17 protein-coding genes are annotated in these 24137 nt (G+C 71.1%); 9 read left to right on the forward strand and 8 right to left on the reverse strand.

The features are described from left to right. Positions 1-43 precede the first annotated feature (43 nt). A complete protein-coding gene (mmuM, locus tag CRP56_RS33125) occupies positions 44-967 on the reverse strand; it encodes a homocysteine S-methyltransferase (RefSeq protein ID WP_218877996.1) in 924 nt (307 codons plus the stop codon). A 148-nt stretch (positions 968-1115) separates the two neighbouring features. After that, complete coding sequence (locus CRP56_RS33130; protein WP_097270280.1) at positions 1116-3200, reverse strand: autotransporter; 2085 nt, start codon at positions 3198-3200, stop codon at positions 1116-1118. A gap of 238 nt (positions 3201-3438) precedes the next feature. On the opposite strand from CRP56_RS33130, the gene CRP56_RS33135 reads away from it, so the two are divergent. Further along, positions 3439-4512 (forward strand): glycoside hydrolase family 43 protein, encoded by a 1074-nt coding sequence (locus tag CRP56_RS33135; protein ID WP_097270281.1) that lies wholly within the window; start codon positions 3439-3441, stop codon positions 4510-4512. Further along, complete coding sequence (locus CRP56_RS33140; RefSeq protein WP_097270282.1) at positions 4509-5921, forward strand: RICIN domain-containing protein; 1413 nt, start codon at positions 4509-4511, stop codon at positions 5919-5921. The genes CRP56_RS33135 and CRP56_RS33140 overlap by 4 nt, the downstream gene beginning before the upstream one ends. 7 nt (positions 5922-5928) lie before the next feature. Here the strand turns inward: CRP56_RS33140 and CRP56_RS33145 are convergent, their stop codons facing one another. Continuing rightward, a complete protein-coding gene (locus CRP56_RS33145) occupies positions 5929-7611 on the reverse strand; it encodes a rhamnogalacturonan lyase B N-terminal domain-containing protein (RefSeq protein ID WP_097270284.1) in 1683 nt (560 codons plus the stop codon). Positions 7612-7807: 196 nt separating this feature from the next. Here CRP56_RS33145 and CRP56_RS33150 point away from each other — a divergent pair, with 196 nt between their 5' ends. The 5 genes from CRP56_RS33150 (at position 7808) to CRP56_RS33170 (ending at position 14016) form a co-directional block, all read left to right on the forward strand. Beyond that, positions 7808-8884, forward strand: coding sequence for a rhamnogalacturonan acetylesterase (locus tag CRP56_RS33150; RefSeq protein ID WP_097270286.1), 1077 nt, complete (start codon positions 7808-7810; stop codon positions 8882-8884). Between the two features lie 138 nt (positions 8885-9022). Then, complete coding sequence (locus CRP56_RS33155; protein WP_097270288.1) at positions 9023-10717, forward strand: DUF2264 domain-containing protein; 1695 nt, start codon at positions 9023-9025, stop codon at positions 10715-10717. 24 nt (positions 10718-10741) lie between these two features. After that, on the forward strand, positions 10742-12727 hold the full coding sequence (locus CRP56_RS33160) for a PE-PGRS family protein (protein ID WP_097274681.1): 1986 nt from the start codon (positions 10742-10744) through the stop codon (positions 12725-12727). Positions 12728-12768: 41 nt separating this feature from the next. After that, the gene (locus tag CRP56_RS47765; protein ID WP_097270290.1) at positions 12769-13137 is read left to right on the forward strand and encodes a VOC family protein; all 369 of its coding nucleotides are present in this window, start codon (positions 12769-12771) and stop codon (positions 13135-13137) included. Positions 13138-13248: 111 nt separating this feature from the next. Next, positions 13249-14016, forward strand: coding sequence for an isocitrate lyase/PEP mutase family protein (locus CRP56_RS33170; RefSeq protein WP_097270292.1), 768 nt, complete (start codon positions 13249-13251; stop codon positions 14014-14016). Between the two features lie 16 nt (positions 14017-14032). On the opposite strand, the gene CRP56_RS33175 is transcribed toward CRP56_RS33170, so the two are convergent. Continuing rightward, on the reverse strand, positions 14033-14617 hold the full coding sequence (locus CRP56_RS33175; RefSeq protein ID WP_097270295.1) for a TetR/AcrR family transcriptional regulator: 585 nt from the start codon (positions 14615-14617) through the stop codon (positions 14033-14035). Positions 14618-14748: 131 nt separating this feature from the next. Between CRP56_RS33175 and CRP56_RS33180 the strand changes: the two genes are divergently transcribed. Further along, complete coding sequence (locus CRP56_RS33180; protein ID WP_097270297.1) at positions 14749-15270, forward strand: hypothetical protein; 522 nt, start codon at positions 14749-14751, stop codon at positions 15268-15270. Between the two features lie 36 nt (positions 15271-15306). Here the strand turns inward: CRP56_RS33180 and CRP56_RS33185 are convergent, their stop codons facing one another. The 3 genes from CRP56_RS33185 to CRP56_RS33195 form a co-directional block, all read right to left on the reverse strand. Continuing rightward, positions 15307-16848, reverse strand: coding sequence for a hypothetical protein (locus CRP56_RS33185; RefSeq protein WP_097270299.1), 1542 nt, complete (start codon positions 16846-16848; stop codon positions 15307-15309). Between the two features lie 84 nt (positions 16849-16932). Further along, on the reverse strand, positions 16933-18252 hold the full coding sequence (locus tag CRP56_RS33190; RefSeq protein ID WP_097270301.1) for a jacalin-like lectin: 1320 nt from the start codon (positions 18250-18252) through the stop codon (positions 16933-16935). Between the two features lie 209 nt (positions 18253-18461). Continuing rightward, a complete protein-coding gene (locus CRP56_RS33195) occupies positions 18462-19010 on the reverse strand; it encodes a hypothetical protein (protein WP_097270303.1) in 549 nt (182 codons plus the stop codon). Between the two features lie 139 nt (positions 19011-19149). On the opposite strand from CRP56_RS33195, the gene CRP56_RS33200 reads away from it, so the two are divergent. Next, the gene (locus tag CRP56_RS33200; protein WP_097270305.1) at positions 19150-21141 is read left to right on the forward strand and encodes a DUF11 domain-containing protein; all 1992 of its coding nucleotides are present in this window, start codon (positions 19150-19152) and stop codon (positions 21139-21141) included. A 105-nt stretch (positions 21142-21246) separates the two neighbouring features. Here the strand turns inward: CRP56_RS33200 and CRP56_RS33205 are convergent, their stop codons facing one another. Beyond that, positions 21247-24132 carry a glycoside hydrolase family 2 TIM barrel-domain containing protein gene (locus tag CRP56_RS33205; protein WP_097270307.1) on the reverse strand — a complete coding sequence of 962 codons (2886 nt, stop codon included), beginning with the start codon at positions 24130-24132 and terminating at the stop codon, positions 21247-21249. Positions 24133-24137: the final 5 nt, after the last annotated feature.

The raw sequence follows: 24137 nt of genomic DNA on the forward strand, positions 1-24137 counted from the left end.
TGCTACGCCGCGGAGCGAGCCGGGAGGAGAGGGAGGGTGCGGGCTACGCGTGCGACGACAGCGTCCCCGCGATCGACGCGATCGCCTCCGGCCCCACCCGGCAGCACCCGCCGATCAGCCGCGCCCCGGCCCCCTCCCAGGCCAGCACCTCGCCCGGCGTGAAGGTGGAGCGGCCGTCCCAGGCACGGGCCTCGGCGTCCCAGGCCTCGCCGCTGTTCGGATAGACCACGACCGGCTTGCCGGTGACGCGGGCCGCGATCTCGACCGCCCCGTCCACGTCCTCGGGCGCACAGCAGTTCACACCGACCGCGATGACCTCGTCCGCCTCGGCGGCCGGGGCGAACGCCTCCTCCAGCGGCTGCCCGGCGCGGGTACGGTCGCCCGCGACCGAGTACGACAGCCAGGCGGGCGTGCCCAGACCGCGCAGCGCCCGCAGCAGCGCCTGCGCCTCGTCGGCGTCCGGCACCGTTTCGAGGGCCAGGACGTCGGGTCCGGCCGCGGCCAGCACCTCCAGGCGCGGGCGGTGGAAGGCCTCCAGCTCGGCCACGCTCAGCCCGTACCGGCCGCGGTACTCGGAGCCGTCCGCGAGCATCGCCCCGTAGGGGCCGACGGAGGCGGCGACGTACAGCGGGCGGGTGACGCCCTTCGCCTGCGCCTGCCGGGCCGCCTCGCGGGCCAGCTCCACGCTGAGGGACAGCAGCTCGGTGGCGCGGTCGTGGCCGATGCCGCGCTTCTCGAAGCCCTCGAACGTCGCCTGGTAGCTGGAGGTGATCGCGACGTCCGCGCCGGCCTCGTAGTAGGCGAGGTGCGCCTCGGTGATCGCCTCGGGGCGCTCGGCGAGCAGACGGGCCGACCACAGCTCGTCGCTCAGGTCGTGCCCGGCGGACTCGAGCTGGTTGGACATGCCGCCGTCGAGGACGACGGTTCGGGTGGCTAGCGCGTGGGCGAGGGGGGAGGTGCTGGTCACGCTGTCGACAGTAGTCGCTGCGGCTACGGGGGCGCCTCTTGATGTCGGGGCCGGGTGCCGCTTGGTGGTGGCTGGTCGCGCCCACGCGGCGGAGCCGCATATCGATACAGCCCCGCGCCCCTTGACGGCGTTCACTCTGCGGTGCTTATCAGTGCGCTGCGTGCCGTCCGCCCCGGCGACCGCGCCTGTACCGCGTCGCCGGGACCGCCAAGCCGCCCAGGAGGCCCAGGGCCAGGGCGTACGGCCACCAGCCCAGCCTGTCGTCCTGTTCCGCGCCCGCGGTGCGGGTCACGTCGGCCGCGGCGGGCGGGGTTGCTTCTGCTTTGGTGGTCTTAGGGGTGGCCACGGCGAGGACGACGTCGTTGCCGTCGCCGCCCTTGTAGGTGATCCGGTAGGTGGTGTCGGCGAGCTTGAGCTTCGCGCCCTCCTTCAGGCCGGTGAAGGCGCCCTTGGTCTTCGCGGCCCCCTTGTGGTCCAGCACGGTGATCTTCTTCGCGGGGTGGGCCCCGGCCGCCGCCAGGTCGAGGTCACCGGCCAGCCGGACCGCGCCGCTCACCTTCAACGGCTGGTCGCCCAGCACGAGTTCACCCTTCGCGCGCTGCGTGTAGGCGCCGGACACCGTGAGGCCGCCCCGCACCACGCCGTCGTTCGTCACCGCCCCCTTCACCGTGCCCTTGCCGCTCAGCGAGGTCGCCACCCGCAGCCCCGCCGTACCGGGGTCGAGGCGTGCGCCGGGTGTGGTCAGCCGGATCGCCTTGCTGCGCAGGAGAGTTGCCCCGTTGCGCAGGGCCAGCGTGCCCCTCTTCACCGTCGTCGTCCCGGTGTATGTCACCGAGGTCCCCGTCAGGGTCGTCGTCGCGCTGCCCGTCTGCGTGAGGGAGCCGCTGCCGCTGATCCGGGGCAGGGCAAGGGACTTGGTCACGTTGTTCAGTATCAGCGAGCCGTTGTTGACGACCTTGTACAGCCCGCCCGCCGTGTACAGCCCGCCGTCGCCGCCCGCCCGGCCGCTGCCCAACCGCAGCACCGCCCCCTTCTCGACGGTCGTGGAGCCGTCGTAGTACTGGACGGCCGCGAACGTGACGTCGTTGCCGCGCGTCCCGGCGATGACGATGTCCCCGGCGCCGGGCGCCGCGAGTGTGTCGTGGAACTTGCCGCCGCCGATGGGGGCGCCCAGTGTCACCGGGCCGTTGTAGTCGAAGGTGAGGAGGGAACGGGAGCGTGCGGCAAGGAGGTTGATGTAGACGGTCTCCGCCGTACCCGGCATGAAGATCTTGTGCGTGGTGCCGTCGCCCCACTGGACGTTGGCGCCCTTGATGTTGGTGCCGCGCTTGTTGACGTTCTTGCGGGCGGGCGTCCAGTTGAGGGCCGGGTCGCTGAGCGAGGGATCGGTGTCGCCGCCCTGGTTCGACCAGCTGTACTGGCCCGTGAGGATCACCTTGCTGCCGGGCCGGGACTGGACGTTGATGTCGCTGCCGTACTCGCGCTGGTAGAAGTCCATGCGCTGGGTGACCGTCTGGCCGAGCGGGGTGTCCACGGTCCAGGTGCCCTGGTTGAGGACCTTGCGCATCCCCGGCAGGGAGGTCGCGTACTCCGGCCGTCCGGCGTTCGTCTGCGTGCCGTTGTCGATGACCCCGGAGAACGGGCCGGACGTCACGTCCCACGTGGCCCAGAGGAAGCGCGGCTGGGTGATCAGGCCGGTGCCGCTGATGGTGCCCAGGTTGTAGGCGACGTCCTTCAGGGACAGCCGCAGGGTGCCGTCGACCCGGATGTTGTCCTGGTTGAGGCGGAAGGCCGGGGTGTTGTACGGGTAGTGGCCGATCACGCCGGCCGAGCCGCCGTTGCCGTACTGGAGCGTGGCGCCGCGGGCGACCGTGATCGCGGGCGGGTCGGGGGTCGCGGTGGTGACGTAGGGGTGGTTGCCGCCCTGGACCGACACCTTCTGCCGCTGCCGCGCCTTCGGGAGCGTGAAGTCGCTGTCCTTGGTCAGGATCAGCGTCCCGGTGCCGCGCACGGTGAGCGTGCCCTCGCCGCGGAAGACCCCGTCGTACGTCGTCGTCCCGGACGGCACGGTGACGACCGTGTCGCCGCTGAGCGTGACGTCCCGGCCCGCGAGCACGTCAGCGGTGACGTCCCGGGCACCGGCGGCCTGGGCCGGGGGAGCGATGGCGAGGAGGGCGGCGACGGCCGCGAGGGCGCCGGCGGCGGCTGCTGTCTTGTGGGTATGGCTGTGCACGGCAGGGGAGACGCGGCGGGGCGGCCGGCGATAACAGAAACCCGGCCCGGAGACCGCCTCCGGCACGCGTCCCGGACGAGTGAACAGAAAGCGCTCGCAGAAAGCGCCTTCTCCTGTCTCGTCCAACCCGTTGACCTCCCCTGTTACCCGCCGTACCTTTCGGCTGTTCGCAATGACAACAGATGTTCGCAATATCGAACATCACTCTCAGGACACCCCCACCCGAGAGGCAGTCCGCATGAGCCGCGTTCCCCCCGCCCCCGACCGACGACTGCTGCTGAAGGGTGCCCTGGCCGCGGGCGCCCTGGCCGCCGCCCCCACCGCCGCCGCGGCGAGCCCGCAGAAGGCCGCCCCGCTGGTGAACCCGCTCGTCCGCAACCGCGCCGACCCGTACATCCACCGGCACTCCGACGGCACGTACTACTTCACGGCCACCGCCCCGGAGTACGACCGGATCATCCTGCGCCGCTCCCGCACCCTGAACGGCCTCGCGACCGCCGCCGAGTCGGTCATCTGGACCAAGCACGCCGACGGCCCGATGGGCGCGCACATCTGGGCGCCGGAGATCCACCGCATCGGCGGCAAGTGGTACATCTACTTCGCCTCGGCGCCCGCAGAAAGTGTGTGGGACATCCGGATCTGGGTCCTGGAGAACGCCAACCACGACCCGTTCAAGGGCACTTGGACCGAACGCGGCCAGGTCAGGACCGCGTGGGAGACCTTCTCCCTCGACGCCACCACCTTCACCCACCGCGGCACGCGCTACCTCGTCTGGGCCCAGCACGAGCCCGGCATGGACAACAACACCGCCCTGTGGCTCTCGAAGATGGCGAACCCGTGGACACTGACGGGACCTCAGATACGGCTGTCCACGCCCGAGTACGACTGGGAGTGCGTCGGCTACAAGGTCAACGAGGGCCCGTCCGTCATCGCCCGCAACGGCCGGCTCTTCCTGTCGTACTCGGCCAGCGCCACCGACTTCCACTACTGCATGGGCCTGCTGACCGTCGACGCGAACGCCGACCTCATGGACCCCGCGAACTGGTCCAAGTCGCCGGTCCCGGTCTTCACCAGCAACGACACCACCAAGCAGTACGGCCCCGGTCACAACTGCTTCACCGTCGCCGAGGACGGCCGCAGCGACGTCCTCGTCTACCACGCACGCCCGTACAAGGACATCGTCGGCGACCCGCTGGACGACCCCAACCGGCACACCCGCGTCCAGAAGCTCGGCTGGCACGCGGACGGCACCCCGGATTTCGGCATCCCGGTGGCGGACACCGCCGTCACGGACCTGGAGGTCGCGTCATGAGACGTGCGTACGCGGTACTGCTCGCCCTCTGTCTGGCCCTCGCCGGCGCCCTCGCCACCGCCGGTCCCGCCCAGGCCGCGGCCCTCACCATCCCCAACGGCGTCCAGTTCACCGACACTTCGGGAAACGTCCTGCACGCCCACGGCGGCGGCGTCATCAAGGCCGGTTCGTACTACTACTGGTTCGGCGAGAACCGCAACGCCGACAACACCTTCAAGGCCGTCTCCGTCTACCGTTCCACCGACCTGAAGAACTGGGAGTTCAGGAACAACGTCCTGACCCAGTCCTCCGCCGCCGAGCTGGGCACCGCCTACATCGAGCGTCCGAAGGTCATCTACAACGCGTCCACCGGCAAGTTCGTGATGTGGATGCACAAGGAGAACGGCACCGACTACAGCGAGGCCCGCGCGGCCGTCGCCGTCTCCGACACCGTCGACGGCAGCTACACCTACCAGGGCAGCTTCCGCCCCCTCGGCTCGTACATGTCCCGGGACATCACCACGTACGTCGACAGCGACGGCACCGGCTACATGGTCTCGGCCGCCAACGAGAACTACGACCTGCACATCTACAAGCTGACCGCCGACTACACCGGCATCGACAGCCTGGTCGCCAACCCCTGGCCGGGCGGCCACCGCGAGGCACCGGCGTTGTTCAAGCGCAACGGCGTCTACTTCATGCTCACTTCGGGCGCCACCGGCTGGAGCGCCAACCAGCAGCAGTACGCCACCGCCACCTCGCTCGCCGGACCGTGGACCTCGATGGCGAACGTCGGCGACTCCACGACGTACAACTCACAGACCGCGTACGTCCTCCCGATCACCGGCACCTCGGGCACCTCGTACCTCTACATGGGCGACCGCTGGGGCAACTCCTTCGGCGGCACCGTCAGCGACTCCCGGTACGTGTGGCTGCCGCTGACCTTCCCCACCTCCACCACGATGTCCCTGTCCTGGTACCCGGAGATCACCGTGGACACGGCCGCCGGCACCGTCGCCGGGACGAGCGCCACCTACAACACACTGATCGCGCGCCACAGTTCCAAGTGCGCGGACGTGCCCAACCAGTCCCTCTGGCAGGGCGTCGCCCTCACCCAGTACACCTGCAACAGCGGCGGCAACCAGAAGTGGTGGTTCAAGGACCTCGGCACCGGCTACTACCAACTGGTCGGCCGCGGCAGCTCCCTGTGCCTCCAGGAGAACGCCACCGACGTCACCCAGGAGAACTGCAACTCCGGTACGACCACCCAGCAGTGGTCGGTGGTCACCTCGGGCTCGTACGTGAACATCAAGGCCCGCGCCACCGGCGAGTGCCTCGACGTGAACGGCGCGTCCACCGCCAACTCCGCCGCGATCATCACGTACACCTGCAACGGAGCGACCAACCAGCAGTGGACGCGCGGAACCTGACGTCAGGTCAGGCCAGCAGATCGATCGCGTCGATCGAGGTGCCGGCGCTGAGATAGGCCGTCGTCCCCGAACCGCTCACCACGTTGATCTTCAGGATGTTGTACTGGCTGGTGTCCGTGCGCCAGGCGCTCGCCGGGACGCTGTAGGTGAACGTGTAGTTGTTGCCCCGGTAGGAGCCGTTGGTCAGCGACCGGGTGCTCGGCTGGGTGGGCGGGGAGGGGATCGCCGACGTCCAGGTGTCGTTGACGACGACCTGCGGCCGCCCGTTGGCGTAGGCCGTCGTCACGCCGATGCGCAGGGTGTGCGCGGCGGCGGCCTGGGCGGCGGTCAGCTTGAAGTACACCAGCAGACCGCTGTTGACGTCCTTCCAGAGGTAGCAGGGGAAGGCCGAGGTCTCGGTGCCGCTGCCGATGACGACGTTGCCGGTCCAGGCCGCGGCCCGGACGTCGGACGGGTGGGCGTACGTCATCAGGTCGGCGTTCTTGAAGCCGCTGGGCGTGCCGTTCCAGTCGTTGATGCGCCAGATCGCGCTCGCGTTGCTCGGATCGTTCGAGGACGGGATCGCGATGGTGTTGAGGGTGGTCGTGCCGCCCGCGGTCACGGTCACCGAGGTGGTGTAGACGGCGAGTTCGCCCTTGTGGACGGTCAGCGTGTACGTCCCCGGCAGTACTCCGCCGATCGAGAAGTAGCCGTCGGACGAACGGGCCGAACCCCAGTACTGGGCGGCCGGGTTGGCCAGCCCGACCGTGTACGGGTACGCCGTGTTGCGGCCGGTGATCCCGACGCCCGCGACCCGGCCGCGCCCGCTCGCCGCCACGTACCCGGAGATGCCGAGCGCGTCGGCCCAGGGGGTGGTGAGCGTGCCCGGGTACAGCGACGAGGAAGGCGCGCCCCCGTCCGTGAGGGCGATGACGTACGGGCCCTGGAGGCCGAAGCGCTCGTCCTCGGTCTGGTTCTGCGCGTAGTGCAGGATCTCGTACAGGCCGCCGCCGTCCGCGCTCTGGTGGCGCAGCAGGGAGCGGTAGAAGGGGCCGCCGGAGGCCTTCTCGTGGTTGGAGCGGACGATCCACAGGCCGACGCCGTTCGCGCTCCAGCCGATGTAGTCGTAGTCGATGACCCGCAGCTTCGAGTAGTGCTTGGAGCGGGTCTGGCCGTCGGACTTCGCGAAGACGTCCGAGGCCTCGATGGTGGTGGGCGCGTAAGTGTAGGAATTGGGCTCGTCGTTGAGGAACAGGCCCGCCTTGACGCGCAGGATGAAGCGGGTCGAGGCGACCGAGGTGTCGGCGCGGTTGGTCCACAGGTAGACGTTGTTCTCGCCGCTGCGGGCCGCGTAGTAGTGCCGGAGCGTGCCGTACGCGACCGAGATCAGGATCGTCGAACCGGACTGACGGATCGTCACCGTCGAGGAACCGAGGCCGGATTCGATGTGCGAGTTCTTGCCGCCGTAGCCCTGGTACTCGGTGCCCTTGTAGACCAGCGAGGTCAGGTCGCCGTTGGTCTTGCTGACCTTGAAGACGAGGCTCGCGCCGGTGTCGACGACGTAGTTCGAGCCGTCGTCGCTCCAGCCGAAGGACGCGGCGGACGCCGACCGGGCGAGCGGCCCGGCGAGCGCTGCGGTACCGGCCGCGGCGGCGCTGCCGATGACGAAGGCGCGGCGGCCGACCGCTCTGCGGGATGCGGCTTCGGACATGGGGGGGGCCTCCTTCGAGAGACATGTGGGGGAGGTGCGGCTGTCAGTGAGAGTGACAGTTGAATCGATTTCGCGAAAGGGCTTTCGCTTGCGGGAGGTTGGCAATCTTGTGAAATCGATCCGAGGCCTAGAAAGCGCTTGCCGATACGGGTACGGTCCAGCCGCCAGGTCTTGCCACGTGTCGGAGGAGCAGCGAATGAGACGTTTCAACCTCGCCGTGCTGGCGGCGCTCACCCTGGGCGCCGGGCTTGTCGGCGTACCGGCGCACGCTGGGGACGGGAACGCTGGGGACGGGAACGCTGGGGGTGGGTACGCCGGGGGTGGCATCGCCAACTGCACTGCGGACGCCTGTCACTTCGACGTCCCGGCGGGCACGTACGACGTGAAGGTCCTGCTCGGCGGTGACGCCGACTCCAGCACCGAGATCAGCGGTGAGACCCGGCGCGCCCTGCTGCCGGCGACGGCCGCGCCCGCCGGGGAGCTGGTCGCCCGCAGCTTCACCGTGAACGTCCGCACCCCCGAGGGCGAGCCCACCGGTGCCGAGGGCACCCCCGGCCTCGACCTCGTCATCGGCGGGACGGCCCCGGCCCTCGCCGGCATCAAGGTCACCCCGGCCCGCCATACCCGCCAGATCCTCCTCATCGGCGACTCCACGGTCTGTGACCAGCCCGGCGACCCCTACTCCGGCTGGGGCCAGCAGCTGCCCCAGTACCTGCGCAAAGGCCTCTCCGTCGCCAACTACGCCGACTCCGGCGAGAGTACGGTCAGCTACCTCGCCAGCCCCCAGCTGTGGGGCACCGTCCAGTCACTGATCCGCCCCGGCGACCTCGTCCTCGTCCAGCTCGCCCACAACGACAAGACGACCGACGGGGCGACCTACCGGGCGAACCTGGAGACTCTGGTCGCCGGGATCCGCGAAAAGGGCGGTGAGCCTGTCCTCGTGACGCCGATCGTGCGACGCTGGTTCAACTCGGACGGCACCTTGAACAACAACACCGCACTCCTGGTCAACGGCCTCGGCGTCGACCACCCCGCCGTCATCCGCTCGGTCGCGGCAGACAACGGCGTCCCGCTGATCGACCTGACCGCGAAGACGAAGTCGCTCGTCGAGTCCCTCGGGACGGAGGGCTCCAAGGGCCTGTACCTGTACAACGAGAAGCGGGACAACACGCATACGTCTGTGCATGGGGCCACGGTGTATGCCGGGCTTGTCCGCGATGAACTTGTCGCTCAGCACCTGGTCCCTGGGGGGTTGGTGCGGGCGGCGGAATGAGCCCCTGGGGCGCCTCGACCGGAACCGGGGCGCCCCAGGCCTGTTGGTTGTGTTTGTCTGCGGGGTGGTGGGGGCTGGTCGCGCAGTTCCCCGCGCCCCTTCGGGGCGTCATACTCCGCCAAGATCGAAAGCGAGCCCATGCACCTTCCCTCCGAAGACCGTGCCGTGAGCCCTTGCACCGGCTACACCCGAGCCCACTGGGAAGCCGCCGCGGACGGGCTGCTCGCCGCGACCGAGCCGTACGCCACCGAGGGCGGGGCCCTGTATCAGTTCCCCGGTGCGCACACGAGCTGGTCCGGGCGGCTTTCCGATGGGCTGGAGGGGTACGCCCGTACCTTGCTGCTCGCCGCCTTTCGGCGGGACGAGACCGTGTTGGAGCGGTACGCGGACGGGCTCGCCGCCGGGGCCTCCGGGGTCTGGCCGCGCATCGAGGACCGCAGCCAGCCGCTCGTCGAGGCCGCCTCGATCGCTCTCGCGTTGCGGCTGACCCGGCCCCTTCTCTGGGACCGGCTCGACGACGGTGTGCGGCAGCGGGCGGTCGGCTGGCTCGGTGATGCGCTCGGGGCTGAAGCCTGGCCCTGCAACTGGGAGTTGTTCCCCGTCACCGTCGGCGGGTTCCTGAAGGAGATCGGGTACGAGACCGAGGCGGCCGGGAAGGCGATCGACCGTGGTCTGGAGCGGATCGAGGAGTGGTACGTCGGCGGCGGCTGGTACACCGACGGCGACGGCCGCAAGTACGACTACTACAACGGCTGGGCGATGCACCTCTACCCGGTGCTGCACGCCTGGCTGGCCGACGACAGCCGGCTCCTGAGCCTGTACGGCGACCGTCTCGAAGCCCATCTCGCCGACTACGCCCATCTGTTCGGCGGTGACGGCGCTCCGCTGCACCAGGGGCGTTCCCTGACCTACCGCTTCGCGACCGCCGCCCCGCTGTGGCTCGGCGCCCTGACCGGTCGTACGCCGCTGACGCCGGGGGAGACGCGGCGGTTGGCGTCCGGGGCGCTGAAGTACTTCCTGGACCGGGGTGCGGTGAACGCGGACGGGCTGTTGACGCTGGGCTGGCACGGTCCTGACGAGGCCGTCCTTCAGGGGTACTCCGGTCCCGCCTCGCCGTACTGGGCCAGCAAGGCCTTCCTCGGGCTGCTCCTGCCGCCCGAGCACGAGGTGTGGACGGCCACCGAGGAACCCGGACCGGTGGAACGCGCGGACGTGGTGCGGTCGATCGGTGCCCCCAACTGGCTGATCCAGTCGACGCGTTCGGATGGTCTGGTCCGTCTCCACAACCACGGCAGCGAGGACGTCCGCTACGACCCGTACTACACGCGCCTCGCCTATTCGACGGTGACGACGCCTTCACCGTCGTACGACAACAGCGTGATCGTCGGGGACGATCCGAGCCGTACGGACATCCAGCCGCTGGGCGTCGGTGACGGCTGGGCGGCCTCGCGGCACGCGGCCGGTGGGGGAGCGCGGGTGACCAGTCTGGTGCTGGCGCACGGAGCCGTGGAGGTGCGGGCGCATCTGGTGGCGGGGGCGGAGCCGGGGACGCCGGTGCGGGTCACGGGGTGGGCCGGTGGTGGGGAGGGGGTGCGGGCGGAGATTCTGCCGGTTGTCGGGCTGGGGCCTGAGCTGTCCGGCGTGACCGGGGACGGGGACGGCCTGTTCGTCGCCGTGGTCCGGCTGAGTGGTGAGGCGGAGGTCGTGCCGTTGGAGGACGCGGTGAGCGTGCGGCTGGACAACTCGGGGGTGCTGCACGTGCGTTGGGGTGATGAGGGGGCGGTCGAGGCTCGGGTGGACAGTGCCGGTGTGGATGTCACCGCCGTGCGGTGAGCCGACTCGGGCAGTATGGGGATCATGGGTGGGGGCGACGAACTCGTAGAACTGTTGGGGCGGGCCGGGCTCGACGTCGTGGGGGAGCGGCGGGTCGAGGAGGTGTTGCCGTCTCCGTTCGCCTGGCGGTATGTGGTGGCGGGGGAGGCCGAGGCGGCCGTGTCGGTCTCCTTGGAGCGGGCCGACCTCGTCGCTGAACTCGATGCCGAGTGGCATCGGTTGGCGTCCGAGGCCGGGGTCTTCGGTGCGGATGGGGTGTTCCTCCTCGACTTTCCTGGAAGCCGGACCGACCGGTGGGTGAGGGTGCGGCTGCGCGCTGAGTGGGATCTTGCCGGTCTGCTCGGGGAGCGGCCCGGGTTCGTCACCATGGCGCTGGACGGGGACGCCCTGGTGGGGGTCGGCAGGCGGGAGAACGCGGTGCGGATCGTCGCCGTCGACGGGGTTCGGGCGCGGCGCGAGGAGGCTGCCCGGGTCGCGGGGCGGGAGAGCCCGGAGGAGCGGGCGGCTGCCTGGGAGGCGCTGTTCCAGGGGCCCAAGTGCCCGCAGGGAGTGCTGGATTCCTGGGCGAGCGGGCTCTCGCTGAACCCGGCCCTGCCGGCGGAGCTGCGGCCGCTGCTGCCGGTGCTGTCCTCCTACAGCCTGTACGGCGCTCTGCCGACCGAGGTCGTGGACGGGCTGCTCGCCGACCCCGACTGGGAGGTCCGGTTCAGGACCGCCAGCACCCAGCCGGGCATCACCCCCGAGCAGTGGGGCCGCGTGATCCTCGCCGAGCGCGACGAGCGGCAGCGGTGGCTTCTCGCCATGACGGCGGGGGAGCTCCGGGCCCGGGTCGCCGAGGACGCCTGCCGTGTCCTCGCCGCCGACCCGTCCGCGCGGGTGCGGTCCGAAGCCGCGCGCCTCGAAGGGCTGCCCGCCTCCGTGGCGGTCGTGCTGGCCGCCGACCCGGCCGACGGTGTGCGTGCCGTGGCCTGCCGGACCGCCTGGCCCCATCTCGACGTGGCGGGCCGCGAGGCGCTCCTCGCCGACCCGCACGCCGTCGTGCGGGCCAGGGCGCGGGTGCTGCACCATCGGGACCACCCGATGCCCCGGTCGGTGTTCGACGCCGAGGACGTGGAGGCCGGGGCTCTGGAGAGCTGCCTCCTGGAACGTGACCTCGCCGAGCACCTGGCCCGCCACGGGGACCGTGCGCAGCGCTGGTCCCTCGCCGCCAACCCCCGGCTGGACCCGGACCTGGTCGCCCTCCTCGCCGCGGACCCGGACGACGGGGTCCGCTTCCGGGTGTCCACCCGGCCCGACCTCACGGAGGAGCAGCGGGCCGCCATTCCGGTCGAACTCGACCCGGGAGTCCGTCACTTCGAGCTGGACTGGGTCAAGGACCTGCACGAGGACGAGGACGCCATGCGCCGCCTGGCCGCCTCCGCCCACTTCCTCGTGCGCAGAGGCGTGGCCAGGGCCCGGCGGCTGCCCCCGGACGTCGTCGAACGCCTCGCCCACGACGAAGACCGGATCGTCCAGCTCTTCCTCGCCGAGTCCTGCGACGACGCGCCCGCCGACCTGCTGCTGCGGGTGTGGCAGTGGTGGGACGGCAGCCTCAGCACCCCCGACCGGCCGCGCGGCCACCCGAACTTCCCCCGCCGCGACCTCGTCCGGTACGCCGACCACCCGGACCCGCGCATGCGTCAACTGGCCCTGGACGACCCCGAGTCGACGCCCGAGCTGGTCGAACGGCTCAGCCGGGACGTCGGCGAGGACGTGCGGTACCGCGCCGCGACCGACCCACGACTGTCGGCGACCGCGGCGGCGCGGCTGCTGGAGGACCCGCACGAGCACGTACGGCAGGCCGCGGCCCTGCACCCGCGGATGCCGGCCCGCTTGCTGGTCGGGCTGCTGCGCGGAGGCGGGGCGGAGACGGCTGCGCGGAACCCGGGGCTGCCGGTCGAGGTCATGCGGCGGATGGTGGGAGCCATGGATGCCGGCCGCGGCGGACCGGGTCGGCCGCACGTCGGCTAATCGGTTGCCCGGCTTCACAGCCGTACACCAAGATCGCTCACATGACCTCTCTGATTCGCCATGTGACGATCGACTGCGCCGATGCCTACGCCCTCGCGACGTTCTGGTCCAAGGTGCTCGACCAGCCCCTCCACGAGGAGGACGAGCCCGGTGACCCCATGGCCCTGATCGAGGCCGCGGGCGTGCTCTTCGTGACCGTCCCCGAGACCAAGGCGGTCAAGAACCGCGTCCACTTCGACCTCCAGCCCCAGGACCGCACCCGTGACGAGGAGGTCGAGCGTCTTCTCGCCCTCGGCGCGACCGTCGTCGACGACCAGCGCAGGCCGGACGGGACCGGGTGGGTGGTGATGGCCGACCCCGAGGGCAACGAGTTCTGTGTGGAGCGGAGCCAGGCGGAACGCGGGGAGTAGCGAGCGGGCGAGGACACTTCGGCGGCGGCCGAACGGATACGGCTCTAGCGTGCCGTCCATGACCGAGTTGGAGACATCGACGTACAACGGCGACGCCGTGGGCGAGCTGTCATGACGCCCTTCGCCGCACTCCACCACGCCGACACGCCCCTGCTGCTGCCCAACGCGTGGGACCACGCCTCGGCCGCGGTGCTGGCCCGCCAGGGCTTTCCGGCCGTCGGCACCACGAGTCTCGGCGTCGCCGCGGCGGCCGGGCTGCCCGACGGGGCCTCGGCGACCCGGGACGAGACCTTGCGGCTGGCGTCGACGCTGGGCGCGGAGCCCTTCCTGCTGTCGGTGGACGCCGAGGGCGGCTTCAGCGACGACCCCGACGAAGTGGCGGCGTTCGCACGGGAGGTGGCGGCGGTCGGTGCCGTCGGCATCAACCTGGAGGACGGCCTCGGACCGGCCGACGTGCACGCCGCGAAGATCGCCGCCGTCAAGTCGGCGGCACCGGACCTCTTCGTGAACGCCCGCACGGACACCCACTGGCTGGGGCAAGGCGACCGCGAGGACACTCTGCGTCGCCTCGACGCCTACCAACAGGCGGGTGCGGACGGTGTGTTCGTACCGGGGCTGACCGATCCGGCGGCGATCGGTGCCCTCGTCGAACGCCTCGACGTCCCCCTCAACATCCTCTACTCGCCCACCGGCCCCACGGTCCCCCGACTGACCGCCCTCGGCGTCCGCCGGATCAGCCTCGGTTCGCTGCCGTACCGGCGGGCGCTGGGCGCGATGCTGGAGACGGTCACGGCCGTCGCGGAGGGCCGCTCTCCGCAGGGCGCCACACTCTCGTACGACGAGGTCGTGGCCCTCGGTCGCGCCGGAACGCGCCGATGAGCGCCTCCTGCGCCGCTCACCCGTCCGTGGGCTCCTCTCGGGGCCAGTTCTCCAGCAGGACGTGCAGGGCGTCGATCGCGCGGGCCCAGGACTTCCGTACGTCGCGGGCGGCGCCGAAACCGCCGGTGGACTCCAGGGCGCAGTAGCCGTGGAAGGTGCTGCGCAGCAGGCGTACGGCGTCGGTGAGGTCGGGTTCCGCCAGGCCGTAGGCGCGGAGCATGCCGTAGGTGATCTCGGCGGTGCGGCGGAAGCCGGGGGAGTCGGCTACGAGGGCCTGGTCGATACGGATCTGGGTGGCGGCGTAGCGGCCGGGCCGCTCCAGGGCGTACTCCCGGTACGCCCCGGCGAACGCGGCCAGCGCGTCCTTGCCGGCCCGGCCCGCGACGGCCACGGCGATCCGGTCGATCATTTCCGCCCCGGCGAGCAGGGCGACGCGGGTGCGCAGTTCCTGGAGGTTCTTGATGTGCGAGTACAGACTCGCGTCCTTGACCCCGAAGTGCCGGGCGAGCGCGGACATGGTGACCTTCTCGAACCCGACCTCGTCGGCGAGATCGGCAGCCGCCTCGGTGAGCCGATCGGCGGTGATTCCTGCGCGGGCCATGGGACTCTCCGGCTCCTTGTGACTCTCTGCGACTCCCTGGGGAACCTAGGGGGTCTAGGTGGCATGCTAGTCCAGGAAGGAGGAGGGGGCGGTGGGTAGCTCCTTTCGCGGGTCCGTCACAATTCCTGGCCATGGAATGGCTCTCCCTTGGGATCACTGTGCTGGCCGCGTTCGTAGCCTCGGGGGTCGCGATCTGGCAGGTGCGCACGCAGCGCGTCCGGCAGTTCGAGGACGTCTACGTCGCCCGCTACTGGTCGCTGCTGGACCGGCTGTCGCTGCCCGCCCTGCGCGGGGTCGACGGCCGTGGTGAGGGGGGTGCTGACGCTGACCGGGACACGGCCGCGATACGACTCTACTTCCGGCTCAGTGAGGACGAGGCCGACCTCCGGGCCCAGGGGTGGGTCTCCGACGAGACCTGGGGTGATTGGGGCGGGGCCATCCATGCGCAGATGCACCGTCCGCCGTTCGACCGTGTCTGGGCCGAGACGCTCCAGGACTCGGACGCCGGGCGCGACTATGGGTTCGTCCACTTGCGTCGTCTGTGGCACGACGCCGCCTACGATCCGCCGCCGACCCGGCCTCTGCGCGCCTTGCTCCGCCGCTCCCCGTGGCGCCGACGCGCGGCGAACGGGTCTTCTCCGACGGTGACTTGAGTGTGGAACGCCGCCACCCTGACACGGAGCCCCTGCTCAGCAGTGCTTGCCGGTTGCCGCCGTCAGCGTCACGTCCTCCGCTCTCAGGCGCAGGGCATGGCGGGTGGGGTCGTCGCCGTGGGACGGGGACGGGTCCCAGAGCCAGAGGGTGTCGCCGCTCGCCTGGAAGGACAGGACGGGGTGGGTGGTGGGAGCGGGGCCGTTGATGACCGGGATCTGCCGGGCGAGGGGGCGTATGCAGACCAGTTCGGGCTGGAGGCCGTAGTAGGCGGGGGGTCGGCGGCCCGCGGCTGCCGCGTCCATCGCCCGGTCGGCGGCCTGCTCCGTCGTGTGCAGGGAGAGGGTCACCGTCGTCAGCACCGCGACCAGTCCGGTCAGTACCAACATCAGCCGGAAGAAGCCGCTGACGGACGGCGCCACGTTGAAGTGCCGGGCCCAGCCGCCCACCGCGAGGACCGTCAGGACGCATGTCACCGCCAGGGCCAGGGGCTTGAGCGCCACGGCGTACTGCCAGAAGAAGCCGACGTGCACGGTGTCCGCGGGGATGCCGAACATGTCCTCCAGGTACACCGCGTGCAGGAACGCCCCGACCCAGGGGACGACGAACGGCAGCGGCGCGGCGAGCACCGGCAGGAACCACTGCACGTTGCGGCTGAACCACGACGCGCTGAGCGCGTACCAGAGGCCGAAGGCGACGAAGCCGATGCCCAGGGTGACGAGGAGCCAGAGGAACTGCTGGGACAGGCTCGCCTGTTGGGAGCTCGCCCAGAGCCAGCCCCCGCAGGTCAGGGCCGCCATGAACGCCGCCCCGCACCCCAGCCTGACCGGCCACGGCCGGGGCGCGTTGGAGGTCAGCCAGGCGCCCACCGGCCAGGCGAGCCCGGCGGGAGGCAGCAGGGCCACCCATCGCCACGGGGTCGCGAAGGCGCCGAGAGCGGCGCCGCACGCCAGGCACACCAGGGCGACCGCGATCACCACCGCGGCCGTGAGCGCCCGCCGTCGGGGATCGGCCGGAGTCCCGTTGCTCGCCGGGCCCATCGCCACCCGGACGTCATGCACCTCCCGGTCGAACGGCCGGCCGCCGATGTTGCGCGCCTCCAACTCGGCCAGCGCCCGCTCGCGTTGGTCGTCGCCGGGCTCTCCGCGCAGATGCAGGGTGTGCCGTACGTCCCACCCGCCCACGGCGATCCACTGCTCGGCGAGCCGGCGCAGGAGGGGGCCCGCGCCGTCGGGCACCTTGTGATGCACGTGATAAGTGGTGTGCGGGACGGCCGACTTGAGCGGGACCAGCTTGGTCTCCCGCACCCACACGTCGACCTTCCGCCGGTCCGCGAGCGAGGTCAGCCGCTCGACGGCCGCCCCGCGGGCCGTCCAGCGCGAGCCGTGCACGGGTATCTCGACGATGAACGCCGCGTAGCCGTCCTCGGGGGTGACCGCGTCACTGTCCCGGACCGGCCGCACCCCCCAGCCCTGAGCCTCGAACAGGCCGCTGGCCAGCTCCCGTTCGTCCTGGTCGTCGCGGACCTCGACGACCAGGCGAACCCGGCGGTTGAACGGTCCAAGGGCCTCTGGCGTCACCGGTCCCCCTCCAGTGTGTACGGATCACTCCTTACGTACAGGCCGGAGACCGGAAACTCCAACTCGGGCCGCTCGGCGGCCTCGTCAGCCGATCGGCGCGTACAGCACGCCCAGCTTGTCGATCTCGTCGCCCGCGCGGCCCGTGAAGCCGGCGATCTGCCAGCCCGACGGTGCCGTGAAGGTCTTGGTGTCCGAGGTCGCCGTGCCGGCGGACAGGGTACGGCCCTTGTCCGTGGTGAACGCCGCCGAGAAGATCCGTGTGCGGCCGTCCTTCTGACCCTGGGTCAGCTTCACGGACGTGAGGTGCTCGCCGGCCGCCAGGGTCAGCGACGTCGCCGTGCCGCCCGTACCGCCGTGACCGAGCGTCGTCCCACCGTCGAGGGCGAGCGAGACCCCGTCGAGGCGGGAGGCGCCGCGCAGGGTGAGGGTGCGCGGGGAGACGGTGGACGGGAGGTCGTCCGCGTCGTTGAAGGCCGTGCCGTGCGGGCCGCCGTAGAAGTCGCTCGCCTTCAGGGACGAGTTGAGGGTGTAGGAGAAGTCGACCGTGTGCGGGAAGTGGTCGGAGAGATTGCCGCCGGCGGAGTCGAGGAACGACGCCCATTCGTCGTTGTAGCGGGTGGCCGTCAGCGAGAACAGCTTGCTGCCCCGGTACAGGACCTTGTCGACGACCTCGCAGGAGTTGGTGGGCGCCGTCGTCGGGCACACCAGCGGGTCCGCGCCCTGCGTCGGCCGCACCCCGCCCTTCACCAGCTGCACCCACGCGTCCGTGAGGCCGTTCTCGTCGGCCAGCGTGCGGATGTTGTCGCCGGAGCGGGTGTAGCGGGTGTTCGTGTCACCCATCACGATCACGGCGTTGCCCGCGGAGTTCGCCTGGATGAAGTCCGAGAGCTGCTCGACGTTGGCGCGCCGGGCGGCCAGCGCGTCGTCGGTGTCGTCCGCGTTGGTGTGCACGTTGTACAGGTCCACGTAGACACCCTCGGCGAGCCGCACCCGGGCGAGGGAGAACCCCTTCGGGGTGAGGCAGTTGGTGCCGGTGCAGTCGTTCCACTTGACGCGCTCGAAGTCGTCGAAGGCGTAGTCCGACAGGGTGTTGAGGCCGTCACCGAAAGGGACACCGCCGCTGGTCGCGGTGCGGTACGGGTGGTTGTCGCCGGCGTACAGGGCCGCGTGGTAGTTGAAGTCCTCCTGCACGTTGACGATGTCGTACGGCGCCAACCGGGGGGAGATCAGCGGGGTGTTGGTCTGGGGGTGCCCCGAACTCAGACCTTCCGGGAGGCTGGCGACGTTGTACGTCAGCACGTTGAAGGTGCCGGTGGTGGCAGCGGCGGCCGGTGTCGCACCGGTGGCGGTGAGGCCGGTGAGGGCCAGGGCCGCGGCCGCGAGGGTGCCCAGGAGTCGTCTCATGGGTCCATGTTCATGTCAACGCGAGTGATTAAAAAGGGTAGTTGAGAAAACTGTTCAACATTCACAGGTGACGTGAGAGTTGACTCGGGTGCCCGCGCATCCCGTACGGTTGGCCGTCCCGGAGCGGCTCCGGTGCAACGAGCCCGCCACGGCGACGCAGTTGTCCCCGCACGTCGGTGCGACCCCGTCCGGAACAGCCGGCATCTGCGTCATCTCGCCGATTGGCAGCTCGCCGTCAACATGTCGAGCGCCCGCCACACCGCGTCCGGTCCCTCCGCGTCGATCACCAGCTGGGTGCCCGCGCCGTCCGGGACGGACACGACGTACGACACCGGTGAGAACGACAGGCCGCCCCACACCTCGCGGCGGTGTTCCAGTGCCAGGATGCGGCCGCACGGCTCGCAGCGCATCCATGGCACGAGCGCCTGCGCACCGGCCCGGTCCACCGGCTCCAGGCCCTCGACCACCCGCAGCTTCCCCTCGAAGCCGGGCAGATCGACGATGTCCGTGGCCAGTTCGTCCCACACCCCCCACTGCTCGGCCATCGCCGCGAGCTCGGCCCGCGTCCGGTCGTCCACGGACAGCTCCAGCTCGAACAGCCGGTCCACCAGCCGGAACAGACCGGCCTCCTGCTCACCGATGTCCCAGCACGCCTGGATCTCGGCCACGTCCTCGGAGCCCGGCAGCAGCCCGGCGAGCCGCGACCACACGACCCCCTCGGCGGCGTACGCCCGTTCCTTTTCCTGTCGCTCGTCCATCGCGCCCGACCCTATGCCGCCTGCCGCGCGGGCCGATTGTCGGTCCGGTCACCCCGTGGGGTGGAAGTGTGCGGCCCAGTGGGACCAGGCACCGGCCAGCCACGCCACCGTGTCGTACGGGCGTCCGCAAGCTGGGCGCATGTCCACCCTTGACTCCCTACGGGGATCTCTGCGCGCGGCGGTCCTGCGGGGCGCCGCCGCACTCGCGCTCGTCGTCGCCCTGCCCGGCAGCGCGCTCGCCGCACCCGGTGACCTCGACACCGCGTTCGGCACCGGCGGGAAGGTCGTCGTCGACAGCGGCTTCCGCGCCGACTCCCAGGACGTCGCCGTACAGGCCGGAAACGGCAAGATCGTCACCGTCGGTTCCAGCCAGGCCTCCGACTTCGACGCGTCCGACTTCACCGTGCTGCGCCACAACCCCGACGGCACCCCGGACACCTCCTTCGGCGGCGACGGCGAGGTGCTGACCGACTTCGAGTTCGGTGAGGACATCGCCCAGGGGGTGGCGCTCCAGAGCGACGGGAAGATCGTCGTGGTCGGCCGCCACCAGGAGACCGACGACGAGTTCGCCGGCTGCTGCTGGTTCACGGTGGCCCGCTACACCACCGACGGCAGCCTCGACACCACCTTCGGCGGCGGCGACGGCTGGATCAGCCCCGGCCTCGCGGGCGGTGCCGAGGACGCCGCCGGCGTCGCGGTGCTGCCCGACGGGAAGATCCTCGCCGGGGCCCGCGCGGGCGGCGACTTCGCGCTGGTGCGCCTCCTGCCGAACGGCACCCTGGACACCTCCTTCGACGGCGACGGTGTCGTCGACACCTCCTTCAGCGCGGAAGGCGGCGCCATCGCGAAGGACATGGCGGTGCAGCCGAACGGCAAGATCGTGCTGGCCGGTTACTCGGGCGAGACCTCCTTCGACTTCGCCCTGGCTCGCTACAACCCCGACGGCAGCCTCGACACCACCTTCGGCGGCGACGGCAAGGTCACCACGGACCTCGGCGGCTACAACTGGGGCGAGACCGTGGCCGTCCAGTCCACCGGCAAGATCCTCATGTCCGGCGGCACCGGCGACGACTTCACCCTGGTCCGCTACAACCTGGACGGCACCCTCGACGGCGGCTTCGGCACCGGCGGCGTCGTCACCACCGACTTCGGCCCCACGTCCGCGGTGAACGACCTCGCGGTCCAGCCCGACGACCGGATCCTCGCCGGCGGTTCCGCGGGCACCGACTTCGCCCTGGCCCGCTACAACGCCGACGGCACCGCCGACACCGGCTTCGCGACCGGCGGCCGCACCACCACCGACTTCGGCGCCTTCGACCGGGTGGGCGCCCTCGCCCTCCAGACCGACGGAAAGATCGTCGCGGCCGGCGACACCGGTGACGACCGCGCTCTCGCCCGCTACCTCGGCGGCGGCACCCCGCCACCCCCGCCCACCGGCGTCGACCTCTCGGTCACCAAGACCGGCACCGCCACGGTGAGCATCGGCGACCGGGCCACCTACACGGTTACCGTCACCAACACCAGCACCACCACGAACGCCACCGGCGTGACCCTCACCGACACCCTCACCGGCCCCGCCGGCTCCGTCATCTCGGCCACCGCCTCCCAGGGCACCTGCACGACCGCCGTCTCCTGCGCCCTCGGCACCCTCGCACCGGGCGCCAAGGCCACCGTGACCGTCGTCGCCGAACCCCGGGCCACCGGCACCCTCACCGACAAGGCCACGGTCACCGCCGCCCAGACCGACCCGGCGACCGCGAACAACACCGCCACGGCGACCACCACGGTCAACAACGCCCGGGGCTGCACCCGCATCGGCACCAGCGGCAACGACACGATCACCGGGACCTACGGCACCGACGTGATCTGCGGCCTCGGCGGCGACGACACCATCAACGCGAGCTACGGCACCGACACCGCGTACGGCGACTACGGCAACGACCGCGTCGACGGCGGTTTCGACAACGACACCCTCTACGGCGGCCCCGGCAACGACAACCTGATCGGCAACTACGGCAACGACCGCCTCAACACGGTCGACAACGTCTCCGGCAACGACACCGCCAACGGCGGCTTCGGCACCGACACCTGCACGACGGACACCGGCGACACCCGCATCAGCTGCCCGTAGCGATCACCACGATCACTACGATCACTACGATCACCACGTCCATGGCCGGGCCCCCCTCAGGGAGCCCGGCCATGGACGTCAGCCGTCGGTCAATCGATCAATCGATCAATGGCCTTCTTGCTCGTCGGCCGAGAACACGAACGAGAACTCCGCGGGCGCGGCGGTCAGTTGGTGCTGCGGCAGCGGGCCAGGACCGCACGACTGCGAACCGATGCCGTGCTGACCGTGGTCGAGGTTGACCCACACCGTGTCCCCGGCCTTGAGGTCGGTCAAGTGCGCGGCCGCCTCCAGCTGTTCGTTCGTCCAGCGGCGGGCGCTGAACGCGAACTCCGGGTCGCCCTCGATCCGCAGACCGCCGAGCTCCGCCCAACGGACGTCGCCCCGGGCGCCGTTCTCCTGCGGACGCAGATATGGCGTCTGGAGCGCGTCCACGGTCGAGGTCCACCGGCCGATCCGCGACGCCGCCCGGGTGTCGGGGTAGGACTCGCCGGGACCACCCCCGAACCACGTCACCGTGTCGGCCCCGGCGAGCCCGAGCCGGATGCCGAGGCGGGGCAGCGGCACCTTCCACTCGCCCTCGGGCGCCACGGACACCGTCAGCCTCAGCCGGCTGCCGTCGGAGGTCCACCGGTAGACGGTGGCCAGCCCCACCTCACGGGCGGCCGGGGCCACCCGCGTCCGCACGGTCAGCGCGTCGTCGGTGAGCTCCACCGCGTCGAGCCGGTGCCGCATCCGGTGCAGGCCCAGCGTCCGCCACAGCGCCGAGTACTGGATGTGGGACGCCCACTCGACGCCCTCGTCGTTGTCGGTGGGCGCCCGCCACACGTCCAGCCGCAGCCCCTCGACGGCCACTCCGCCGATCGACGTGAGCGCCCCGGTGCGGGCGTCGAAGGCGGCCGGGCCGAGCGTGATCGTCCGCCCGTCGAGCACAGGCCCCTCGGTGGCCGTCACGGACGGCAACGCCCGTACGGCGCCCGGGAACTGACCCCACGCCACCTCGTGCCCGCGCTCGCCCCACGGCGTGTCGGCGGCGAGCGTCGCCCGCACCGTCCACCCGGTCTCCGCGGAGCCCTGGTGAGCGGGCGGCTCAGGCAGCTTCACATCGGCGGACTCGCCCGGCTTCAGCGCGGGCACCGACAGGGAGCCGGACTCCACCGTCTCGCCGTCCACCTGGTACGACCACGTGAAGGCGAGCCCCGACAGATCGGCGAAGTCGTACTTGTTCGTCACCCGTACGGTGCCGTCGGCGCCGTCGCCCTCGATGCGGACCGGCTCGATGACCTTCTTGTACTCGGCGAGCCCGGGGGAGGGGGTGCGGTCGGGGAAGATCAGGCCGTCACAGACGAAGTTGCCGTCGTGCAGCTCCTCGCCGAAGTCGCCGCCGTAGGCGTAGCCCAGCTCGGCGTGCTCGATGCCGTGGTCGATCCACTCCCAGATGAAGCCGCCCTGGATGCGGTCGTACTTCTCGAACAGCTCCTGGTAGTCGGCGATCCCGCCCGGGCCGTTGCCCATGGCGTGCCCGTACTCGCACTGGATGAAGGGGAGCCCGCGCCGCTTCAGGGTGCCGCCGTCGAGCCCCTTGCCGATGGCCTCCACCTCGGCGTGGCTCGCGTACATCCGCGAATAGACGTCCGTGTCACGGCAGTTCCAGTCGCCCTCGTAGTGCACGAGGCGCGAGGTGTCACGGGCGTGGATCCACTCGGCCATGGCGGAGAGGCCGCGGCCGGTGCCGGCCTCGTTGCCCAGCGACCAGAACACGATCGACGGGTGGTTCTTGTCGCGCTCCACCATGCGGGCCGCGCGGTCCAGGAGGGCCGGGGTCCAGCGGTCGTCGTCGACGGGGTTGTCCCGCCAGTCCTGCTCGACGAAGCCGTGGGTCTCCAGGTCGCACTCGTCGATGACCCACAGGCCCAACTCGTCGCACAGGTCCAGGAAGGCCGGGTGCGGCGGGTAGTGCGAGGTGCGCACGGCGTTGAGGTTGTGCCGCTTCATCAGCAGCACGTCCTCGCGCATGGTCGCCAGGTCCAGCGCGCGGCCCGTCCGCGGGTGCCACTCGTGCCGGTTGACGCCCTTGAAGAGGACCGGCCGGCCGTTGACCTTGATGCGGCCGTCCTCCAGGACGACCGTGCGGAAGCCGATCCGCAGGGGCACCCGCTCGCCCTCGGTGACCAGTTCACCGTCGTACAGCCTCGGCGCCTCGGCGCTCCACGGCTCGACCGGCACCGTCACCGGCTCGCCGGTCGCGACATCGATGTCCAGGGCCGGCACGAGCACCCGCCCGTCGACGTCGGAGTCGACGCGCAGAGTGCCCTCGCCCGTGAGGTGGTCGTAGCCGGCGTGCACGAAGAAGTCGAGGACGCCGCCCGCCGGGCGGTGCAGCAGGGTGACGTCACGGAAGATGCCGGGCAGCCACCACTGGTCCTGGTCCTCCAGGTAGGAGCCGGCCGACCACTGGTGCACGCGGACCGCGAGGACGTTGCCGGACGGCTTCAGGAGATGCCCGACCGCGAACTCGTGCGCCAGGCGCGAGCCCTTGAACTCGCCGATGTCCGTGCCGTTCAGCCAGACGCGGGCACAGGACTCGACGCCGTCGAACCGCAGGACGGCACCGCCCTCGTCGAGCGCGGGCCAGTCGTCCGGCAGGTCGAAGACGTGCAGGTGGTCGCCGGTCGGGTTCTCCGTCGGCACGTGCGGCGGGTCCACCGGGAAGGGGTAGAGGTGGTTGGTGTAGATCGGCTTCCCGAAGGCGCCGTCGCCCTGGAGGACCCAGTGCCCGGGGACCGTGACCTCGGCCCAGTCCCCGGCGTCGTAGCCCTCCTCGGCGAACGAGTCGTCCTCGGCGTCGGCGGTCGGGGACACCCGCAGGCGCCAGCTGCCGTTCAGGGAAAGGGACGTGGCGTCGGAGGAGGCGTACCAGGCGCGGGGCGGGAGGGCCCCGCTGCCGGGCGAGACGTCCTCTATGTAGGCGACGTCGGTGGGGCGGAAGGACATCGGTC

The sequence above is a fragment of the Streptomyces sp. TLI_55 genome, assembly GCF_900206255.1.
Classification (GTDB): domain Bacteria; phylum Actinomycetota; class Actinomycetes; order Streptomycetales; family Streptomycetaceae; genus Streptomyces; species Streptomyces aquilus.

Coding starts and splice junctions, on each gene's coding strand:
- CRP56_RS33135 (WP_097270281.1), top strand. CDS start 3,439: ATGAGCCGCGTTCCCCCCGCCCCCGACCGACGACTGCTGCTGAAGGGT.
- CRP56_RS33140 (WP_097270282.1), top strand. CDS start 4,509: ATGAGACGTGCGTACGCGGTACTGCTCGCCCTCTGTCTGGCCCTCGCC.
- CRP56_RS33145 (WP_097270284.1), bottom strand. CDS start 7,611: ATGTCCGAAGCCGCATCCCGCAGAGCGGTCGGCCGCCGCGCCTTCGTC.
- CRP56_RS33150 (WP_097270286.1), top strand. CDS start 7,808: ATGAGACGTTTCAACCTCGCCGTGCTGGCGGCGCTCACCCTGGGCGCC.
- CRP56_RS33155 (WP_097270288.1), top strand. CDS start 9,023: ATGCACCTTCCCTCCGAAGACCGTGCCGTGAGCCCTTGCACCGGCTAC.
- CRP56_RS33160 (WP_097274681.1), top strand. CDS start 10,742: ATGGGTGGGGGCGACGAACTCGTAGAACTGTTGGGGCGGGCCGGGCTC.
- CRP56_RS47765 (WP_097270290.1), top strand. CDS start 12,769: ATGACCTCTCTGATTCGCCATGTGACGATCGACTGCGCCGATGCCTAC.
- CRP56_RS33170 (WP_097270292.1), top strand. CDS start 13,249: ATGACGCCCTTCGCCGCACTCCACCACGCCGACACGCCCCTGCTGCTG.
- CRP56_RS33175 (WP_097270295.1), bottom strand. CDS start 14,617: ATGGCCCGCGCAGGAATCACCGCCGATCGGCTCACCGAGGCGGCTGCC.
- CRP56_RS33180 (WP_097270297.1), top strand. CDS start 14,749: ATGGAATGGCTCTCCCTTGGGATCACTGTGCTGGCCGCGTTCGTAGCC.
- CRP56_RS33190 (WP_097270301.1), bottom strand. CDS start 18,252: ATGAGACGACTCCTGGGCACCCTCGCGGCCGCGGCCCTGGCCCTCACC.
- CRP56_RS33195 (WP_097270303.1), bottom strand. CDS start 19,010: ATGGACGAGCGACAGGAAAAGGAACGGGCGTACGCCGCCGAGGGGGTC.
- CRP56_RS33200 (WP_097270305.1), top strand. CDS start 19,150: ATGTCCACCCTTGACTCCCTACGGGGATCTCTGCGCGCGGCGGTCCTG.
- CRP56_RS33205 (WP_097270307.1), bottom strand. CDS start 24,132: ATGTCCTTCCGCCCCACCGACGTCGCCTACATAGAGGACGTCTCGCCC.